This is a genomic window from Paenibacillus mendelii, assembly GCF_024498075.1.
Lineage (GTDB): Bacteria > Bacillota > Bacilli > Paenibacillales > Paenibacillaceae > Paenibacillus_Z > Paenibacillus_Z mendelii.
Genome location: NZ_JANHOF010000003.1, coordinates 415,000 through 434,346, shown reverse-complemented (window position 1 = coordinate 434,346; position 19,347 = coordinate 415,000). Strand labels below are relative to the sequence as shown.

Annotated in this window: 15 protein-coding genes; 9 read left to right on the top strand and 6 right to left on the bottom strand. The window is 48.6% G+C overall.

Going from position 1 to position 19,347, the window contains the following annotated elements; all coding sequences use genetic code 11:
• Positions 1-53: 53 nt before the first annotated feature.
• Positions 54-2,156, bottom strand: a complete 2,103-nt coding sequence (locus NNL21_RS12655; RefSeq protein WP_204819338.1) for a hypothetical protein — start codon at positions 2,154-2,156, stop codon at positions 54-56.
• Between the two features lie 198 nt (positions 2,157-2,354).
• Here NNL21_RS12655 and NNL21_RS12650 point away from each other — a divergent pair, with 198 nt between their 5' ends.
• From NNL21_RS12650 to NNL21_RS12640, 3 genes are all read left to right on the top strand, one after another.
• Entirely contained in the window at positions 2,355-2,783 is a 429-nt protein-coding gene (locus NNL21_RS12650) for a MarR family winged helix-turn-helix transcriptional regulator (RefSeq protein ID WP_204819337.1), read from the top strand.
• Between the two features lie 111 nt (positions 2,784-2,894).
• A complete protein-coding gene (locus NNL21_RS12645) occupies positions 2,895-3,383 on the top strand; it encodes an anthrone oxygenase family protein (RefSeq protein ID WP_204819336.1) in 489 nt (162 codons plus the stop codon).
• A gap of 93 nt (positions 3,384-3,476) precedes the next feature.
• Positions 3,477-3,872, top strand: coding sequence for a hypothetical protein (locus NNL21_RS12640; protein ID WP_204819335.1), 396 nt, complete (start codon positions 3,477-3,479; stop codon positions 3,870-3,872).
• Positions 3,873-4,070: 198 nt separating this feature from the next.
• Here the strand turns inward: NNL21_RS12640 and NNL21_RS12635 are convergent, their stop codons facing one another.
• The gene (locus NNL21_RS12635; protein ID WP_204819334.1) at positions 4,071-5,024 is read right to left on the bottom strand and encodes a D-2-hydroxyacid dehydrogenase; all 954 of its coding nucleotides are present in this window, start codon (positions 5,022-5,024) and stop codon (positions 4,071-4,073) included.
• 116 nt (positions 5,025-5,140) lie between these two features.
• A complete protein-coding gene (locus NNL21_RS12630) occupies positions 5,141-5,734 on the bottom strand; it encodes a TetR/AcrR family transcriptional regulator (protein ID WP_204819333.1) in 594 nt (197 codons plus the stop codon).
• A gap of 228 nt (positions 5,735-5,962) precedes the next feature.
• Between NNL21_RS12630 and NNL21_RS12625 the strand changes: the two genes are divergently transcribed.
• From NNL21_RS12625 to NNL21_RS12600, 6 genes are all read left to right on the top strand, one after another.
• On the top strand, positions 5,963-7,786 hold the full coding sequence (locus NNL21_RS12625) for a sensor histidine kinase (RefSeq protein ID WP_204819332.1): 1,824 nt from the start codon (positions 5,963-5,965) through the stop codon (positions 7,784-7,786).
• Positions 7,761-9,365: a response regulator gene (locus NNL21_RS12620; RefSeq protein WP_204819331.1), complete on the top strand. Its 1,605-nt coding sequence runs from the start codon at positions 7,761-7,763 to the stop codon at positions 9,363-9,365. The genes NNL21_RS12625 and NNL21_RS12620 overlap by 26 nt, the downstream gene beginning before the upstream one ends.
• 117 nt (positions 9,366-9,482) lie before the next feature.
• Complete coding sequence (locus tag NNL21_RS12615) at positions 9,483-10,988, top strand: ABC transporter substrate-binding protein (protein WP_204819330.1); 1,506 nt, start codon at positions 9,483-9,485, stop codon at positions 10,986-10,988.
• 74 nt (positions 10,989-11,062) lie between these two features.
• A complete protein-coding gene (locus NNL21_RS12610; RefSeq protein ID WP_204819329.1) occupies positions 11,063-11,944 on the top strand; it encodes a carbohydrate ABC transporter permease in 882 nt (293 codons plus the stop codon).
• Positions 11,945-11,962: 18 nt separating this feature from the next.
• Positions 11,963-12,790, top strand: coding sequence for a carbohydrate ABC transporter permease (locus NNL21_RS12605; RefSeq protein ID WP_204819328.1), 828 nt, complete (start codon positions 11,963-11,965; stop codon positions 12,788-12,790).
• Positions 12,791-13,003: 213 nt separating this feature from the next.
• The gene (locus tag NNL21_RS12600; protein WP_204819327.1) at positions 13,004-13,822 is read left to right on the top strand and encodes a hypothetical protein; all 819 of its coding nucleotides are present in this window, start codon (positions 13,004-13,006) and stop codon (positions 13,820-13,822) included.
• A 197-nt stretch (positions 13,823-14,019) separates the two neighbouring features.
• Here NNL21_RS12600 and helD read toward each other — a convergent pair whose 3' ends face one another.
• The 3 genes from helD to NNL21_RS12585 form a co-directional block, all read right to left on the bottom strand.
• Positions 14,020-16,437 carry an RNA polymerase recycling motor HelD gene (gene helD, locus NNL21_RS12595; protein ID WP_204819326.1) on the bottom strand — a complete coding sequence of 806 codons (2,418 nt, stop codon included), beginning with the start codon at positions 16,435-16,437 and terminating at the stop codon, positions 14,020-14,022.
• Between the two features lie 1,257 nt (positions 16,438-17,694).
• The gene (locus NNL21_RS12590) at positions 17,695-18,636 is read right to left on the bottom strand and encodes an alpha/beta hydrolase (protein WP_204819325.1); all 942 of its coding nucleotides are present in this window, start codon (positions 18,634-18,636) and stop codon (positions 17,695-17,697) included.
• 45 nt (positions 18,637-18,681) lie between these two features.
• A complete protein-coding gene (locus tag NNL21_RS12585; protein ID WP_204819324.1) occupies positions 18,682-19,314 on the bottom strand; it encodes a bifunctional 4-hydroxy-2-oxoglutarate aldolase/2-dehydro-3-deoxy-phosphogluconate aldolase in 633 nt (210 codons plus the stop codon).
• Positions 19,315-19,347: the final 33 nt, after the last annotated feature.

Sequence of the window (19,347 nt, the reverse complement as noted above, 5' to 3'; positions counted from 1 at the left end):
CTTGCCGTAAAGGTCTTGGGAACCTGTTTTTCTTGGAGTCGAGTCTTTCTACGCTATGACATTACTCTATGCGCTCCCATACTCTTCTTCGTGCGGAAGAATCGGACAGAGAGCGGATCCATCCACAAGTCGTTTATCGCTTCACCGGTAAATAGATCGAATACTTGCAAATCGGTATGAAGCTTCACATCCAGTCCATCTAGATTGCCGCTAATGATCCCGAGGAGCCCCTCGCCGTCCGCACCTTCATAATAAATCGGCCCCACATTCGGACAATCCTCGATCCAAATCGGGAGAGACTCCCGCATAAGCCACTCCGCTACCTTGGCTACCATATATGCACGGCATCGGTGGAGAAATTGAAAGGACGATATCGGAACGGTAAAGATTGCAACCCTTCCGCCAAGTTCATTCTCGAACAGCACGACGCCAGGAGCTAGTTCCTTCATATGATCATCCACCAGCATCGAAATCGCTTTCGCGTCTGGATCCATACATACACGCTGCGGCAGTTTTCCGTGTTTCTTGCTTTCCGACCAGTTCGTCGTTTGCAGATTTCCTGCAAACGGTCCGGTAAACGCATTGGATCCGAATTGTTCTACCGAGAAGCCGTCAACAACCCTGCTTCCATCCGGCTTACAGCCCAAATACCGGCCGAATCCGCGGTTGTACAAATTTTCGAAGGCGAGTCCGTCGAGCATGAGCCCGCCGGATAGGAGCTCCTCCACTTCAGCGTCGTCATAACACTGAACGGCATCGCCGAAGATGAGATTCCCCTTTCCTTGTTGAAATTGCATTGGAATGCCAAACTGCGGCAAGTATTGATCCGGATCTCGGCTCGGCATCACATCGCTCAGCAATCCGCGCCGGCTGACCTGCTTCAATGCGGTATCCTTCTTCCACGGAACGCCAAATCCGACCATTCTCTTTCCCTTTCTAGCCGCTTGGATGGTCTCCAGCCGCTCCTTCTCTGCTGCAAGCAGTTTGAGAAAATCCGGCTCCTGCTCATAAGGAGTAGCCAAGTAATCGTACAGGTTGAGTGTAAAATCTTCAGCTCCCGCCAATGCATGAAGCTCTAGCTGCAGCTTCGTTATGCGAATGCTCTTGGAAAACCGCGTGTGTGGATAGTTCTCCACTTCGCTTACAATCTGAACGTCTTCGCCGAGCACACTCTTGCTGAGGGCCATGACCTGATGAATCGTAAATAGCTCTCCGTGCATCGTATCGCTGTAGCTGCACCCGGCAGGGCGGGAGAGCGGTCTCCGGCTGCCGGCAAATTCCCGCAGCAGCGCATCCATATCCCGTCCCTGCAAGGAATGCGCAGGCTCCCCGGAGTTCATCAAACCAAGTCGTGTCGCTGGACTTACCTGCTCCACAGCGGCGCACATACGCCGAGCCGCCTTGAGCTGCCCTTCGAAATTGATTTGCATCCAAGCTTCCTTAATGCGCAAATCTTCGGCGCTTGCGCCGCTCACCGCATGCATCAACGTCTCCGCGGTTAATTCGATCCCGCATCTCTCCGACGTTCTGCGTACATGAATCGGACAAAAGCATCCATATTGAACACCGTGATTCAAGCTTCTGAAATCATCGTCGATCATGAGCTTGTCAGGCCGGGTTTCGGCATACACGGCACATACATCAGCAGCATAAGCCTGCCATTCTTCATCCAATATACAATAGGTCGCATGCAATTCGCGCAAATCTTCTCCGACGAATTTCTGATAAGGCATGATATATTTCGCTTCTACATCACCGTCCGAATGACCGGCCAGCATGATAATGTTAATGCTGAATTCAATCTTCTCTTCACGAAGAGATTTCGCCATCTTACTATAAATATTTGCCATCGTGCGGTGTCGATCCAGGAGAAACGGAACCGGAATAATATGTGAGGACAGCTCCTTGAGAGCCACTTCCTCAATGTTAGCTTCCTTGCATAACTTGATGATATCCTGGAGCTGCCTCTCCCACGTTTGTTCCAGAATTACGGCTCTTAACATATAACTCATATGAATGATCATCTGCCCTTCATCTATGAATATGTTGTATCTTGTGATAGCCGTTCCTTTGACAATTAGATCCGGATTTGTTGAAGCCGTATCACTCTGCTGCCGTATGCACCCGGTACCCTTGATTCCAGTCTGTACTGTCACCTCCTGAATGACCCCGCCGTACTAAGACCTCTAACTACAGGCTCCAATATTCGACATTCCCGGTGTATTTCCTGCTTATCCCTAGATACGCGGTCCCCCCTTCCGAACGGAAAGATCAATGCATCCTTTACAACAATCTGGAAATCATTTATATTTGTATGTACAAGCAATTATTAAAGGATGAATGAGGGAAAAGCCATGCTGAACAACTATTTACAAGAATGCCTGTATTTCACGGCAAACCGATTGAGCAGAGTGATGACGAAGATGGCGGAGGATGAATTTGCAGTAAGCGGCTTGTCACCAACATCAGCCTTTTTATTGATGGCCGTGTATGAGAAGGATGGGATCTCACAGAAGGAGTTGGGTGAACTTCTCCATCTCCAGCCTTCAACAATGACCCGTCTTATCGAGAAGCTTATTATCAAAGGGCTGCTCACAAGCCGGATCGATGGGCGCTTATCGCTTATTTCCGCCACAGAGAAAGGTAAGGCGTTAGAGGGTACGATTCATGAATGCTGGATGAGCCTACGCAAACGATACACTACCTTATTAGGAGAAAAAGAAGGGGATGAACTATCCCTTCACCTCTTTACCGTGAGTGACCGATTAGAAAATAAAGAATGAAACAACATTCTTTATCCGACCTAATATTTGCTTGTGCAAACAATTAATTATTAAGGAGTCAATGGAAGTTATGAAGCCAATGAAAATAATCAACGAAAGAGGTGTTTGGAGATGATCGAACGTATACTCCCGATCTTGACCTTTTTCTCTGCCATGGGCTCGGGTTTAATTGCCGGATTGTTCTTTGCCTTCTCGGTGTTCATGATGACCGCTCTTGCCAGACTCCCGTCCGCGCAAGGTATTGCGGCCATGCAATCGATAAACGTTACTATACTCAACCCGTTATTCGGACTCGTGTTTACTGGAACAGCCGTGGCATGTCTCTTCTTGGCGATCACCTCATGCTTCAGGTTAGGTGAAGCTGGCACGGGTTACCTGCTTATCGGCAGCCTGTCCTATCTCATCGGCTCCTTCTTGGTAACGATTGTGTTTAACGTACCGTTAAACGATTCACTGGCGGCGATAGATCCAAGTGCTGAAGGCTCGTCCGGTCAATGGGCTCGTTATATAGCCAGTTGGATGCCTTGGAACCACGTGCGGACTGTTGCAACCCTTGCGGCACTCGCGTCCTTCTTCATGGCGTTCAGGCTATCGGGTTAACTGTACACGGATGCCCCAGCATCACCTCGTGCAGCTGCATCCCATTTTCATTGATACCCATTGCAGGTATACTATGGGAGGGGAATTCTGCCATTGGATGGAGGTGAGTGGAAATTGAAGAGGAGTATTATCATTGTACTATCAAGTCTGATTGTTATCGTGTCGGTCATCCTGTTTTTTTCTAAATCAGAGAACCTAGAGGTCGGAGGAATCTGGGAACTGTCATCTTCGTCAGATGAATGTTTCACAAGGGTTCGCTTCTTTGATAATATTCCAAATGTCAAAGGGATCGTTATCGATGAAACGGAGGGTAATTATACACAGGTATGGTTTGGAACTTATTCGATTAAAGATGACAATATATCCGTAACCCTGGAGGAGCCTAAAGCAGATCCATTCACAATGATTGGCAGCAAAGATGGTAATCATCTGAACCTTCAATATAACTGGAAAGGGAAGGACTCCAGCTGCTCGTATGATATTCGATAGGTGTCCATTCATATGATCATACAAGAAGAACGGCGAAGACCTGCAGGTCTTCGCCGTTTATATTTCATAATTCGATGTAAGGGTCAATTAACCGGCTGTCCCACCCATGAAGGTATTAGTCCTGCTGGCGTACAGGAATATTATATCCCCCCGGTCCGTCCTTCTAGGCTACATATTCTTCGCTTGTTCGAATACGAGTCAATATCCCGCTTCCGGCTTCACGACGTTGACGCCCAGCGGATGCCCCTGCACATACTGCTTCAGGTTCGATGTAAAAATGTCAGTCAGCCGTTCCATGTACTTAGGCGTGCTTCCCGCATTATGAGGGGTGATGATCACGTTATCCATCGACCAGAGCGGATGCTCGGACGGCAGCGGCTCCTGTTCGAATACATCCAGTCCTGCACCAGCGATCGCACCGCTGCGCAGCGCATCCACGAGCGCTTCCGTATTGGTGGTTGTACCCCTGCCGATATTGATGTAATAGGCCGAGGACTTCATCGTGCTAAACGCTTCGCGCCCAATGAGATGGACCGTCTCTTCCGTATGCGGCAAACAGCTGACGACAAAATCGCATTGGCGAAGCAGTTCCGGCAGCTCCTCGGTGACGTACATGCGATCGACGTTCGCTCCCGGCTGACCGGATCTGCGAACCCCGAGCACCGTCATGCCGAATGCCTTGGCCAATTTGGCCGTCTCCAGACCGATCGCTCCTACCCCAAGTATCCCGATCGTGCTGCCGTGCAGCTCGCGCAGCTCGCCATGCCGCACCCACTCGCGGTTTTGCTGATTGCGAACCGAGACATGAAGCTCACGGGTAAATGCCAAGAGCATGGCGAAGATCGTTTCGGATATCGGATTCGGATGGACGCCCGTCGCATTCGTCACTTCAATTCCTCTCCCGGCAAGCTCGGTAAGCGGCAGCCGTTCAACGCCCGCCCCCCAGTTCTGCACCCATTTCAGCTTTGCCTTCGGCAGCATGGCCGCTTCCTTGACGGCCGAGTTCCATCCGAAAATAATTTCGGACTCCGACAGAATCGCTTGGTCCTTAATCGTATCTTGTCCGCCAATGACGGTCCAGCCAGGCGCAGCTTCAATAATTTTGGCGACCAGCTCATCCTTCAATGGATGAACGATTGCAATTGTTCTCATATCCCTATTTACCTCCCCGCTCATACGGAATTATTTGTAGAGAGATAGTAGCATTCGACACCTTGCGTGTCAATGTAAACACAGTAAGAGGAATCCCATTTGCTCTTCATAGGAAGCTAAGCTTTCAGGCTTGCGGCAATGAATGCCGATAAATCCTGCGCCGTGTAAGAATCAGCTTTGGGGGGAGAAAAGGTAGACCGTACCCGCAGCCCGATGGACATCAGGACGAACAATTCGGATGTCTTCTGGGGATCGACCGATTCCGGTATGACACCGTGCTGCTGACCGGCTGTGATCCACTGCAAGGACAGTGACAAGGCCTTTTCATAGAACTTCTGAAGCACCTCTGCGACAGCAGGGTTATTTTCCTTCCCGAGCAGATAGACAAGCACCTTGTTCGTTACGTCATCGGAGTTTTCCATCGACGCCAGATTCTGGGCTATGGCCTGCATAGGGCCTTCGAAGGTAGCGGGCTTTTGCCTCACTTCATTCAAAAAATGCTGATTGGTCTCCTCCAGCTTTTCCTGCAGAACCCAGGCGAAGATCTCGTCCTTGCTCTTCACATAATGAAAGATGGCCCCCTTGGTCAATCCGGATTGGTCCATGATATCCTTCATTGTGATCGCATCGCAGCCCTTCTCCAAAACCAGCTCCTTGGCGGCCTTCAACAGCTGTCCAATGGTTAGTTCCCTGCGCTCCTCATTTTTCAAAACGATACCCCTCCAAACGATGTCATCCAGTTTTATAAGTATAGCAGGAATAATACCAATAAACCAACCGTCAGTTTGTTTTATTCCTCCTCCACCCCTCGTGCGCTATGCGCTTGAGAGCGGGAATCCGGCCTGCAGGGCATGTTTGCTAGGAAAGGGCATGTTCTGGCCTGGATTCATTCTATGTTATGATGGGGTGAAAATAATCGCATTGGGTGGCTGATACCGGTGAAAGTCTTCATAACCTTCAAGCAGAAGCTCATTATGACGTATATGATATTTATCGTGCTGCCGCTGTCCATTCTCGGCTTAGGAGCCTATCATTTTTACAGCCAAGCCATGGAGAAGGAAGTAGGCGATTTCGCCGAACAGGTGGCGGTCAGCACGGCTTCCAGTGTTGGAACGTATATCCACGAGCTGGAGAGGTTCACCCTCACGCCCTATTACAACCGGGAGCTGCAGGATATGCTGACCATCGAGCAGCCATCCAGCTCCTTGTCCGAGATGGACTTGAAAGAGAGCATCGAGAAAAATTTCAGCTTCTGGCAGTCCCAGCGGGACAGCGTGGAGCGGATTTATTTTTTCGGCATACCGGGCACGGGGATGAAGCGGATCTATAGCCAAGGTTATCTCCCGCCTGATTTCACCGTGGAGATGATGCCATGGTACGAAACGTTCCGCCAATCCAGCAACAACGTCGTTTTCCTCAGTCTTCATAAGCCGATCGCCAATTTTTTCAACGATATCCATGACGAGGATAAAGTTTTCTCCCTGGTGCGCAAGATTTACAAATCGACGACGATGGAGGAATACGCCGGTTATTTCCAGGTTGATTTCAAGCTTGATGATATCAAAAAAATCATGGATTCGGTCAATCACGAGAAGAACGGCTCCTTCTTCATCATGGACAGCACTCAGCAGGTCGTTTATGCCAATCAATCCGTAGACGACCAGCTCCTGGACAATTTCCCCGCCCTGTCCGCCGATAACCAGGGGCAAACGATCATGAACATCGGCAAGCAAAAAAATATCGTGGTCTATAGCAAAGTCGGCGGATACGACTGGACTGTTGTCGGCTATGTTCCCGTGGATCAAATCGTATCAGGCATCGTCAGTGTACGCAATTCTATGATCCTGCTCGGGGTCATTTGCATAATTGTTGCTATTGTTATCTCTACCGGAATCTCCTATCAGATCACCAAGCCGATCTACCGCCTTATCGCGCTTATTAAACGGGTGGAAACGGAAGATTTTCAAATCGAATACGTTAACCCTCCGCGCAATGAGATCGGTCATTTGATCAGCAGTATTATTCGAATGAGCCGTAAACTGGATGAGACGATCCGCAATCTATACCAGGCTGAAATTGTCCGCAAGGAGAGCGAGCTCCAAGCGCTAAAGTCGCAGATCAATCCTCATTTTCTGTTTAATACGCTAGAAATGATCAAGATGAAGGCGGAAATCGATGAAGCCGACTCGACCGTCGATATGATTACCGCATTAGGCAAGCTGGTGAAATCTTCCGTTTTTCAAAGCAATGATTTCATTACCTTTCGCGAGGAATTGGACTATATAACCAATTATTTTTATATTCAGGAAAATCGCTATGCTACACGGTTTGAAATGATCGTTGACGTCGAGGACGAGATTCTTGACTGGTATTTGCCCAAAATTCTGATTCAGCCGCTTATCGAGAACGCCTTCTATCATGGTCTGGAAATGAAACAGGGGAAAGGAAAGCTGAGCGTTACCATTGCAAAAGAATCGGATCATATAAAGGTTCAGGTTACCGACGATGGCCTCGGTATGTCCCCGGAACGCCTGCAGCAGCTGATGCTGCAATTCCAGAACAGCATGTCCTATGCGGCGAGATCCAACAAAAGCATTGGGCTGGCCAATGTATATGCCCGCATGCAATTGTATTTTGGCGACTCCTATACGATGAATATCAACAGCCAACCAGGGACGGGAACGCAGATTACCCTGATCCTTCCAATCATACGCAGCGAAAGTGAGGCCAACTTCTATGTATCGCGTCATAATCGTGGATGACGAAGCCGTCATCCGTCAGGGCATCAAGAAAATACTTCAGCGTTTTGCCCCCAAATGGGAGATCGTCGGCGAAGCCGAGGACGGCATCTCCGGCCTGCAGCAGATCCTGCGTTTGCAGCCGGATCTGGCGATTCTGGATATCCGCATGCCCGGGCTCACCGGAATTGAGTGCTGTGAGCAAATCGCGGTGCAAGCCCCGCGCATCCATCGCATCATTCTGACTGCTTATCAGGAATTCCAGCTTGCCAAGCAAGCTATTCACCACGGTGTGCTGGAGTTTATTACCAAGCCGTTGGACCGCGAGGAGCTGCTGCAAACGCTGTTGAAAGTGGAGGCCTTAGTAGACGGAGAGCGCCAGGAGCAAGCCCAGCTGAGCTCTCTTCAGCATACGGTACGCCAAGCCGCTCCTCTGGCTCAACAGCTCTATTATCATCAGTTTTTATTCGGGTATGACAGTCATGAGCTGGAACAATTTCTTGTCGATACCGGATATTCCGTCCCTTACAAGCAGGATAACGCTCAAGTTGTACTGCTGGCCGTAAGTCCGGATTGGATCGAGAAGGATACCTTCAGCCCATTCGACGTCGAGCTGTTCATGTATGCACTCACTAAATTCGTCCAGGAATGGTATGCCGACCAGCCGCATGCCTTTATTTTGCAGGATCATGCCGGACAATTAATTGTCATTCTCCAATATGCCGCCGATTCGGCGGCACCTGCTGAACAGCTCGCGGCTCAGCTGGCAAGCGGGCTTAAACAGGGCATCCGCGATTATTTCAAACGGACGGCGACCATCGGAATCAGCAGCATTCATTCTTTTGCCGATACTCCGAAAGCTTACCAGGAAGCCTCTCTGGCCGTCACTTACCGCATTGTTTATGGCGGGGATCAGGTTCTATCGCATCATGCCCTTCATTCCGAACGGAATATACCTGTGCACTTGCTAGAACTAATGGAGACTTCTTTGGAGCATCTGATGCAGGGCAGTGAACAAGCCGCTTACGAGGTGCTTGATGAGGTTACTTCCTCCGGGGGTCTTGGCCCTATCGAGCTGAAAAGAATTATCGTTCATTACATGCTGAGGCTTGCGGTGCAAATCAAGGAAATGGATCAGGATATCAATCAAATTAGCGGAAAATCCTTGCAGGTGTGGTTATCCGAGCTGGAATCCACGGTAACCCGCGACTCCTTAATGGAGAAGATCAAAGCCATGATCCATGAGATATGCCGGCTCATCCTTCAGGAGCGCAGTCATCTGGATCTCCCGCTTGCGGAGAAAGCGAAGCAGCATGTGAGGGATTATTTGTCCGAAGGGGTCAGCCTCCAATCCGTTGCGGATTATCTTGGAATGAATGCCAGCTACTTCAGCCGGTGGTTCAAATATTCAACAAACGGAAATTTCGTCGATTTCCTCAAAGAATGCCGGATCGAGAAAGCCAAAGAGCTCATTTCGCAGGGCACGCATAATCTTCAGGAAATCAGCAAGCTGATCGGTTATGCCGATGTGAAGCATTTTTACCGTGTCTTCAAGGAACGTACCGGCTATTCGCCGTCGGAATATAAGAAGCATTGCATGTGATGTAAAGAAATCCATCCCAAAGTAAAGTTTACACCTCTATATGTCCCGTCCCCGGTCCTATAACATTAATATGAGGAAGATGAATACGCTTTCCAAACTAACATCAGGGGGATTCGAATGAATATCTACAAGAAAGCAAAAATGCTTCCCGTTATGCTAATCGCGCTTGCTTTGGTTTTGAGCGGCTGTGGTGGCAATGCGGCTAACAACTCGTCCAATACACCTGGGACAACGCCGTCAGGTAATCAGGAGGAAGCTTCCGGATGGAAAGGTACCATTACGATGTATGCCCAAGCCTACACGCCCGATGCCAAAAACATTTCAGGCTTGAGGAAAGATCAGCGCATGCTGCGGGTGGTAGCCGATGAATATGAGAAGGCTCACCCCGGAATCAAAATTGAATTTATCGACGAAGAGTTTAAAGACTACACACAGACGGTCCGTGTAAAAGCGGCGGCTGGTGAATTATATGATATTTTCTGGGGGCAGTGGGCTGATTTAAACAATACCTTCCCCAAAGGCATTGCGGAAGATTTAACGGAATATTTCAAAAAGCCAAATCCGTATATTCCCGGCAAACCGACCTGGCAGGAAGCCATGAACGAAACCGTCGTGAATGAGACCGTCTCTCCGGATGGCAAGCATTACAACATTAATGGCGATTATGTAGCGACCGCTTTCTTCTACAACAAAGATCTCTTCGACAAAGCCGGCATTACAGAAGCTCCGAAGAGCTGGGTAGAACTGATTGAAGTCAGCAAGAAGTTGCAGGATGCCGGCATTGTTCCGATGTCTCAAGGTCCTGACTACAGCTGGTTCCAGCGGCATTACCTGACCGACTTCTATTCCAAGGAATTTGAAACCATCTCCGGTTATGACAAGAACCCAGGTATTTCTTCCCTGGATGAAACCATTGCGATTTCTAAAGGCCTTCTGAGCACTACGGATGAGCGTTTCATGGCATGGTGGCCGCTGTTCAAACAGCTGACCGATACGTGGAAGAAAGACTATTTGACGTCTGAACCCGGTATTGTAGCAAACAGTGCAAAGAACGACTTCCTGGCTGGAAAAACAGCGATTATCTATGATGGAAGCTGGGTACCTAACAATGTTAAGGATGCCAATGTTACTTTCGAGTTAGCTTCCTTCAACTTCCCGGTATTATCCACTGCTGATTCACAGTTCAGTACTGGTATAGATGCTTCCGGTGCCGTAGGCGGTCCGAATGGTGCGTTCCAGTTTGCCGTATCAACTAAGGAAGCCAATGCAACCATGAAGGAAGAAGGCAAGAAAGAAGCTGTGATCGACTGGCTGCATTTCGTTGGAACGCCTGAGAATGTAGAGAGAATCGTCAATGAGAACGGCAACTTCGTTCCGACTTGGCCGGGTACGAAACCCAATGACAGTATGTCTGAGCTGGCAAGTCAAGCCTCCAAAGAGCTTAAAGCGATCAGTGTCGGCGGGTCTTCTCCCAACCTGGGTAAAAACCTGCAGCGGGTATTCGGCTTGTATCTGAGCGGCAATATCAATTTTGACAAAGCGAAAGAATCTGTACAGAAGGAACTTGATACCGCAATCAAAGAATATCAAACCAAAAACAATACGGATTTTAGTCAGTACTAAGCTTGTATGGGGAAGGGAGCTTGCATGACATTGCTCCCTTTTTTCTATTCTCACAAGAAAGGATGGGTTCCCTGATGAAATTAAAAGATAAGTATAAGGTTGCTCTGACCGGATACGCCTTTATTTTACCTACCTTCATCTTCCTGATCTGGTTTATGTACTACCCGGTTTATCAGGCTTTGAGCGGTGCCTTCACGAACTGGGACGGCTTTAATGCCCCTCAGTTTATCGGTTTGGATAACTTTAAGCGGATGATGACCGACGAGGTATTGAGCCAATCCACCGTCAACGCATTAATATGGATTGCATTCTCGATCATTTTGTCGGTCGTACCGCCTTTTATCGTAGCGGAGCTTATTTTTCATGTCAAAAAAACCAAGCTCCAATATCTCTATCGCACATTATTCGTCGTGCCCATTGTTATCCCAGGCATTGTGACGGTCCTGCTCTGGCGTTTACTGTACCAGGGTGACGGTGCTATCAATCAAATTTTGGAGATGATTGGCCTGGGTTCCCTACAGAAGCTGTGGCTCGGAGATCCCAATATTGCGCTGTATTCCATCATGCTGATGGGCTTTCCGTGGATCAGCGCGTTTAATATGCTTATCTTCTACTCCGGATTGCAGGGAATACCTCAGGAAGTAATTGAAGCGGCGAAGCTCGAAGGGGCTACAGGATGGAAACGGGTGTTCAGGCTCGATATCCCGCTCTCCCTTCCCCAGTTCAGGCTGATTATTATTTTATCTCTGATCGGAAGCCTGCAAAATATTATTCCTCCGCTGATTATGACGAACGGTGGGCCGGGGTATTCCACCTATGTGCCGATTCTCCATATGTATAATGTTTCCACTGTAAACGGCGAATTCGGTTACGGCATGGCTGTTGCTCTGATCATGTTCCTGGTTATCCTGCTGTTTACCATCCTCAACATGAAATTGGTCAAATCCGAATCCTAACCAAAGGAGGTCTACCATTTGAAAAGCATCCGGCTGCCATCCGTTGGACAATGGATCTTAATTATTCTGCTCTTCTTCTCCTTTCTGCCGGTTTACTTCATTTTCGTAAATTCAGTCAAAACACCGCTTGATTTTGCAGCCAGTACGCTGAATATTCCGCAGCATTTTGAATGGAGTAACTATACAGCTGCATGGGATAAAATAAGCATGCCGATCGTCAATTCCGTTGTCATCATTGCCATCAGCGTGTTCTTTATTGTTATTCTTTCTTCTATGAGCGCCTATGCTTTCGCCAAGCTTTCCTTTCCGTTGAAAAACTCATTATTCATGCTGATTTTCTCTTTGCTGCTGATTCCGGGCTTTCTGACCTTGATTCCGCTTTACCTGCAGATCAAGAAGCTGGGTCTCTCGGACAGCTACTGGGCGCTGATTCTGCCCTATATCGCTGGCGGTCAGGCCTTCACCATATTCGTGTTAAAAACATTCTTCGACCAGCTGCCCAATGAGCTGTTCGAGGCTGCCCGGATCGACGGCGCCGGAAACCCGAAAATTTATACCTCTATCGTGCTTCCACTGTCCATTCCGATCTGTACCACAGTCGGCATTATCAATATCAACAACCTGTGGAACGATTATTTACTGCCCTCACTCCTGCTCGACCGGGCGCATCAGACCTTGACCGTCGCTCTGGTATCCTTCGAAGCTTCCGCTGGCAACTACGGCTTGAGCGATTACGGCGGGATGATGGCGGCCTATATTCTCGCCTCTGTACCTCTCCTGCTCCTGTTCTCCGTACTCATGCGCAATTTTGTCGAGGGCATTGCCAGTGGTTCGATTAAGATGTGATCACACAAACATATGCAAGAAATTGCCAAATGCAAATAAGGGACGTGAAATCATTCACGTCCCTTATTGTACTTCTCGTATCTAAGAAACTATATCATTTCGTGAAAGTTTAATGCATTTTCATACTAAGCTGCATTATTCCATTCTTGCTTGACTCAGGTATGTGTTAAAATATTCGGAAGAATAGGAATAAACTAGATGAGGAGCGCAATTATGCAGCCGACAATTAAGCAAACTGTCTATCCTTCTTTTAAAGAGTTGAATATGCTGGAAGAGCTTGAGGAAGAAATTAGAGAAGAGCTTGGAATAGATTTTTTCGATTCCATCGGAATTACCTTCGATTATTGGCCAGAAGACGATAACGCGGAATATCCTCATGAGGGGATGCCGATTGATATGGTGCTGCTCGGCATGACTTCGATCCCGGATAGTTATTTTGGCTTTATAACCGAGTTTAGTACGATTGATAACCTTGCGAATGCCCCTATTATCCAATATGAGTCGATCGGTCTGGATAAACATGCGATACTTATTGCTCATAATTTCATTGATTTTCTGCGTCTGCTCGTAACTACAAAGAGCGTTTTTGAATTTATATCTGAGGATGATGATTCCTCAGAAGATACTATTGGCCCGGAAAGAGAATATATTTATAAACGAATAATGGAGAAATTTCAGATCGAACCTTTTGAAAGCGTCCGGGCCTACAAGCAGAAGCTTATAGAGGATCGGGAAAATAGCGTCGTGGCCAAGACCTATAACGGCCTGGGCGTCAAAGCAGTCTCCGATTCAATGACACACTCTACTTTTATCGTGAATGAAGGGGACGATGAGACGATTAAAGGTCAATTGACTTCATTCTTGATATCCGCGAGCCTGGAGAGCAAGCTTGCGTATATCCGTGATGTACAAGAATACGATTATACTGAAATCCCATCCTTTGAAGAAACAGATGAACTTTTAATCGCTGAGCTGGAACGCTATGGTTTTGTGAACGAAGTCAAACGGATGACACAAAAATTTGTAGGTTAAACATTTATAACGATCTTGTATAGACAGGCTAGTGACAAGCGATCAGCAATAACGGACGTAATCAGAGACAAAGGCAGCCGATATGAATCGGCTGCCTTTGCATTTTATACAGACTAACATGATCAGCAAAAAATAGCCTTGGCCGCTTGCTGAATCATGAGCAGCAGCTTATCGCGGCCGACGTCACCCCCGATCCGTCAATATGTTGCTTTCTCATACAAATTCGCAGGCAATGCCTGTACGAATGGCGACCAATCGCCCGTCGTGTATAGATGAAGCCGGTGCATGGCCCGCGTACACGCCGTATAAAGAAGCTTGCGTTCGTTGTCCCGGCCGTAAGCTTCGGGCGAAGCATCATAGACCAAGACTGCATCGAACTCGACACCCTTGGCGAGATACACGGGAATGACCATCACTCCTTTTTCAAAGCCCATCATCTCCTTCGTAATGAGCTGCAGAGCTTCGCCTCCATGAATCCGCAACGACTCATGGGCCTCCCGGCTTTCGGCTGCGGTCTTTGTGATGACGGCGATGGAAGCGAAGCCCTCGGCCCTGAGCGAGGCGATGTCTTCCAATATTTGCGCATCACGCTTCTTCACGCCGTTCATTCTGATCAGAAGGGGCTTGTGGCCTCTTCTTTCAAACGGTACGATCTCGTCACCGCCGGGAACCAGCGGTTTCGTAAATTCCACAATCTCTCTGGTTGAACGATAGCTGCGCACAAGGCGGACGAGGCTTGTATCGGCTTCGCCAAAAAGCCGGATCAGCGGAGAATCGGATGCTTCCAGGTTTGTGGCCTGAATGAAGATCGCTTGCCCAAAATCGCCGAGCACCGTCATCCGGGCTCGTGGAAACGACTTTCTAAAATATTCATATTGAAACGCCGAATAATCCTGGCCTTCGTCGACGAAGACATGCCGGATCTCCTTGTTCGTTCGGACGCCCTCGACCAGTTCTTTTACAAACAAATAAGGAGTCGCATCCTCGTGAAACAATTCGTTCCGGCTCAGCATATCCTTGGTTTGTCTGCAAATTTCAGACCAATGCGGGGGAATGACGATCTCTTTTGTTTTCTCCTGATACGAGGTTTCGTCGCCGAATAACTGGCCATATATACCGTTAACATCGACAAACGAAAATTTGCTCACGCTTTTCCTTAGCGGCTTAAAGCTTTTTTTCACGATTGATCGAAGGATCAGTTCCTCCTCCCGCTGGGCGAAGTCAACGTCGCCTTCATCTCCCCGACGCTTGTTATTCATTCGCTCGTGAGCCACAGCGTAGTTCTCCGAAAGGTCGAGTAGTTCCCTCTCTTTGTGCAGCCTGTCGAAAACTTCAGCGTACTGATCGTTATCGAGATAATTTAACTCCTCCTGTACCCAGAACGCTTCCCGTTCCTCGCGTTCGAGTGAAGCCAGTTCATTCAAGAGCCATTCCTGCAAGAGAACGACACGACTGAACAACGGCAGGGAACTGTCGAAATCGTACATTCTCGCGCTCATACGCTCCGCAGTAATCAAAATGCGATTTCGAAACCATATGTCTTTGAACCGCATACCTTCCCGCCCCAACCACTTCCCGTAGTTCTGCAGGGCTTTCAGAAAAGCTTCGGAGGTTTTGTACGCGATCCCCTGGAGGCGAGCCTCATATCCCGGCTCCCCCTGCGCTGTCAGTGTATATTCGATCTGATCGAAGGGATCCTCTGGCCGCAATGAGGAACCTAGCCATTTGTCAAGATATTCCTGAAACGTCGTCTGCTGCATATTCTCTTCGCCGAGTTCTGGAAGGACGGTGGAAATATAACTGCCAAACATCGGATTAGGCGAGAAAAGCACGATCTGATCGGCCGTGATCGTCTGGCGGTGTTTGTAAAGCAAATACGCCACACGCTGCAAGGCCGCGGAAGTTTTCCCGCTGCCGGCCGCCCCCTGAACAATAAGCATCCGGCTTTTGTCGTTCCGGATGATGGCGTTCTGCTCCTTCTGGATGGTTGCCACGATACTCTTCATTTGCGAGTCCGCGTCCTTGCCGAGCACTTGCTGCAGCAATTCGTCTCCAATCGTTTCACTCGCGTCGAACATGGTTCGGATGTGACCGCTTTGAATCTGATACTGCCGTTTGAGCGTCATCGTCCCTTCGATCCGACCAGCCGGCGTGACATAAGAGGCTCGACCCGGAGGATAATCGTAGTATAGGCTCGCGATGGGGGAACGCCAGTCATAGATCAGAAAATTCAGTCCGTCATTGTCGACGAAGGAGGATACCCCGATATAGACCTGCTCGCTTGCGTTCAAGCCATCCTCCTGAAAGTCAACACGCCCAAAATAAGGTGATGGGAGCAACCGTTTCATGCCGTTCCATTGATGCACCAACCGATTGTGTCCGCGCTCTCGTTCGGCCAATATCGCGGACTGCTGCTGAACCGAGTAAAAGGTCTCTTCGAAATCCTCGGTCGTGCTCGTGTTGATCGTAACTTCTTCCCAAAACCGCTTACGGATATCCGTAGCCTGATCGCGCAGCCCAGCAACCTCCGGCTCCAGTTCGGCGATTCTCGCCTGCAGCTTGCTCCTGACCCATTCCAGCCGCTCTTGTTCCTGCCGCCAATCCTTCGTTTTCATCGCTTCCTGAACACACTCCTTTTTCCGGGTTTTTGGGATAAAAAAGAGCATTGACAAATTAAAGTTCCAGATGTACAATTAAAGTAGGAATAAAACTGGATACACACCTTATTTTAATTTGTCGAAGACGCTATCGATTATATCATAGCGTTGTTTCTCGTTCAATTTATTTTTATTTTTTTATTGTTGCCCTCTAGCAGAGCTAAACACTGACTCGGATTGTGGACAGTTAAACAAACCACCGCGAAGTTACGCTGCCAGGAGATGACCCTTGAATTCATCAGCGGTCATCTTTATTTATGTCCACTGGGGAATAGAGACGAGTCTTTCCTCGAATTTCCTGTATACTGCCTCAATTACTTGTTCCTCCTCTGTGTATCTTCATCTCATACAATTATCCTTGTTTCAACGTCTCCCGATCTCCCCGGCAAATATGAGATGAACTGGTGAGGATTAGTTGGTTTTACGCTGCTTAATAGCTTTTGACCAAATAATTAAAGAACTTTATTTGTTATACCCCATATGGCAAGTGCGGCTGATTAAGAACTTTATTTTCTCTCATCAGAAAAACCTTACAAATTCGATCAAAAATTCGATTTTGTAATGAAACTGTAATATTTCCTTCATATTCCTTTCATATTGAAAACCTATAATAGACCTATGACCCCCCTTTATTATATATTCTCTCTTGTGGCCTGCGAGATTGTTCGCAGGCTTCCTTTTTTTTGTCGTATCTCCTATGTCTCTCGTAATATTAGTGTAATATTAACTTCATGTTCCTTTCATGTTGAGGATTTATACTATACCTATGACCCCCCTTAATATATATTCTCTCTTGAACAAGCCTGCGAGATTTCTCGCAGGCTTCTTTTTTATCCGTTCACATGCCAAAAAATAGCCAGACCGCCTCAGCCAGAGGCGGTTCGTGCATTCCATAGCCCTGTATCCCAAGCAAATATCTGTCACACCTTGAATAGCTGGCGGCGTGCAGCCGGTTAGCGTTATCGAATACCGTTTCGTTTAGCCGGAATGCCAAGCTCTGACGTCCCGCTTATCGGTCGAGATTCCTTTCGAAGCAATGACAGGATAAATGAAAAGGGACGGCCATCGGAGGAATGTCCCCCTCCGTGCCGTCCCCTTCGTATTTGTCTTACTGTGCCGCTTGTCCAAAGCCAGTATCGGTTCCGGTGCCATTGGCTCCCGGTCCGTTCGTGAGTACCGCCCAGATTCCATCTACCGATCGCTTTTGGATCTCGTTCATTTATCCGTTACCTGAAGATGTTCCTTCAAGAAAGGAATCACCTGCTGCCAGAAAACCGGATCTGTCTCCGAGGAGCTATGTCCATCTCCTTCAACAAACAGCGAGCTAATCTTACGTTCCATGCCCAGCTTTCTTAAGTCGTCCGCCGGAATAAATCCGTCACCGTTCGCATGAACCATGAACACGGGAATCTTCGCACCCTGATCGTTTCTGTCTAATGCCACGGGAATTTGCGCCTTCGCATATTCACTGCGTGTAATGCCTGCCCGGTACAGCCAGATCGGCGGAATGAAAAGACCAAGCGGAAAATACGGAAGCTTATGACGCTTTAGCTCTGCCTTCAGCATCGTCTCGAAGCGTGTCGGCATCGAATCGGTCACCACTGCTTTCACAGGCAGTCCGTCCCCCAGTGCCAGCAGGGCTCCGAAACCGCCCAGCGAGTGCCCGAGAATGGCGATCCGCTCGGGATCCACGGTCGTAATCTTGCGTACGGCGGCCACAGCCGCCACAGCATCGTCACGGAACATTAATGCCGATGGTGCGGCGATGGAATCACTGTCTCCATGGCTGCGGGCATCATACATGAACAAGGAGAATCCGGCATCCAACAGAGGCTTGGAATAGCGGAGCACACGGGAACGATTCGAACCCCATCCATGCGCGATTACGACGATCGGCTGCTTCTCCATATCAGATTCACCATTCGGCCCTTTATGGCCGGAGCCTCCACTGCCTATTCCCTCTGCATGAGGATGAATGAGCCAGCCATGAAGTGTGGAACCATTGCTCTCGAAGGTTACAGACTCGAACTGGCGATCCGGTTTATTTTCATTTGGCCTCTTGCGAGGCTGTTGACTGCGCGCACCTATCGTCCATATTGCCCATAGAAGAAGCGCGACAATCGCCGCGCCCATCAGTAATACCATACTTATTGACATAGATATGCCGCTCCTCTCTATTTGCAACCTCAGGATTGCAATGATTTATACGGATTTCGCCGCTTCTGCGAACTTGCGTGCCCGCTCCGTAAGCAGATCGAATCTGCCGCTTCTCACCCAATCCAAATTGACCAGCTTACTGCCCATGCCTACCGCACAGGCACCGGCTCTGAAATAATCGGCGATATTATCCAGATCGACTCCGCCTGTTCCCATCATTGGTATTTTATCCAGAGGAGCGCGGATTTCAGCCAAGTACTTCCATCCGAGGGTTCCCATCGGGAATACCTTTACCGCTTCCGCTCCTGCTTTCCAAGCACGGACGATTTCCGTCGGCGTCATGCAGCCCGGCCATACGGGAACACCGTTCTCATAACCATACGCGACCACCGACTCGTCCAAGTTCGGGGAAATAATAAACTGTGAACCTGCAGCCACGGCTTCCTTCGCCATATCCAGATCAAGCACTGTGCCCGCTCCGATTGAAGCCTGCTCGCCAAACTTCTCACGCCAGCGGGAGATCATGCCGGTCGCGCCCTCGGTATTCATCGTAATCTCCATCATGGAAATACCGCCATCCAGCAAGGCTTGGGCTGCTTGATCGGCGTATTGATCCTCGATATAACGAAAAATAGCAACAACCTTTTCTTGCAGCAATCGATCCAGCATCTGACTCATGTTATGAATCCTCCCTAACACATCCCTATTGGT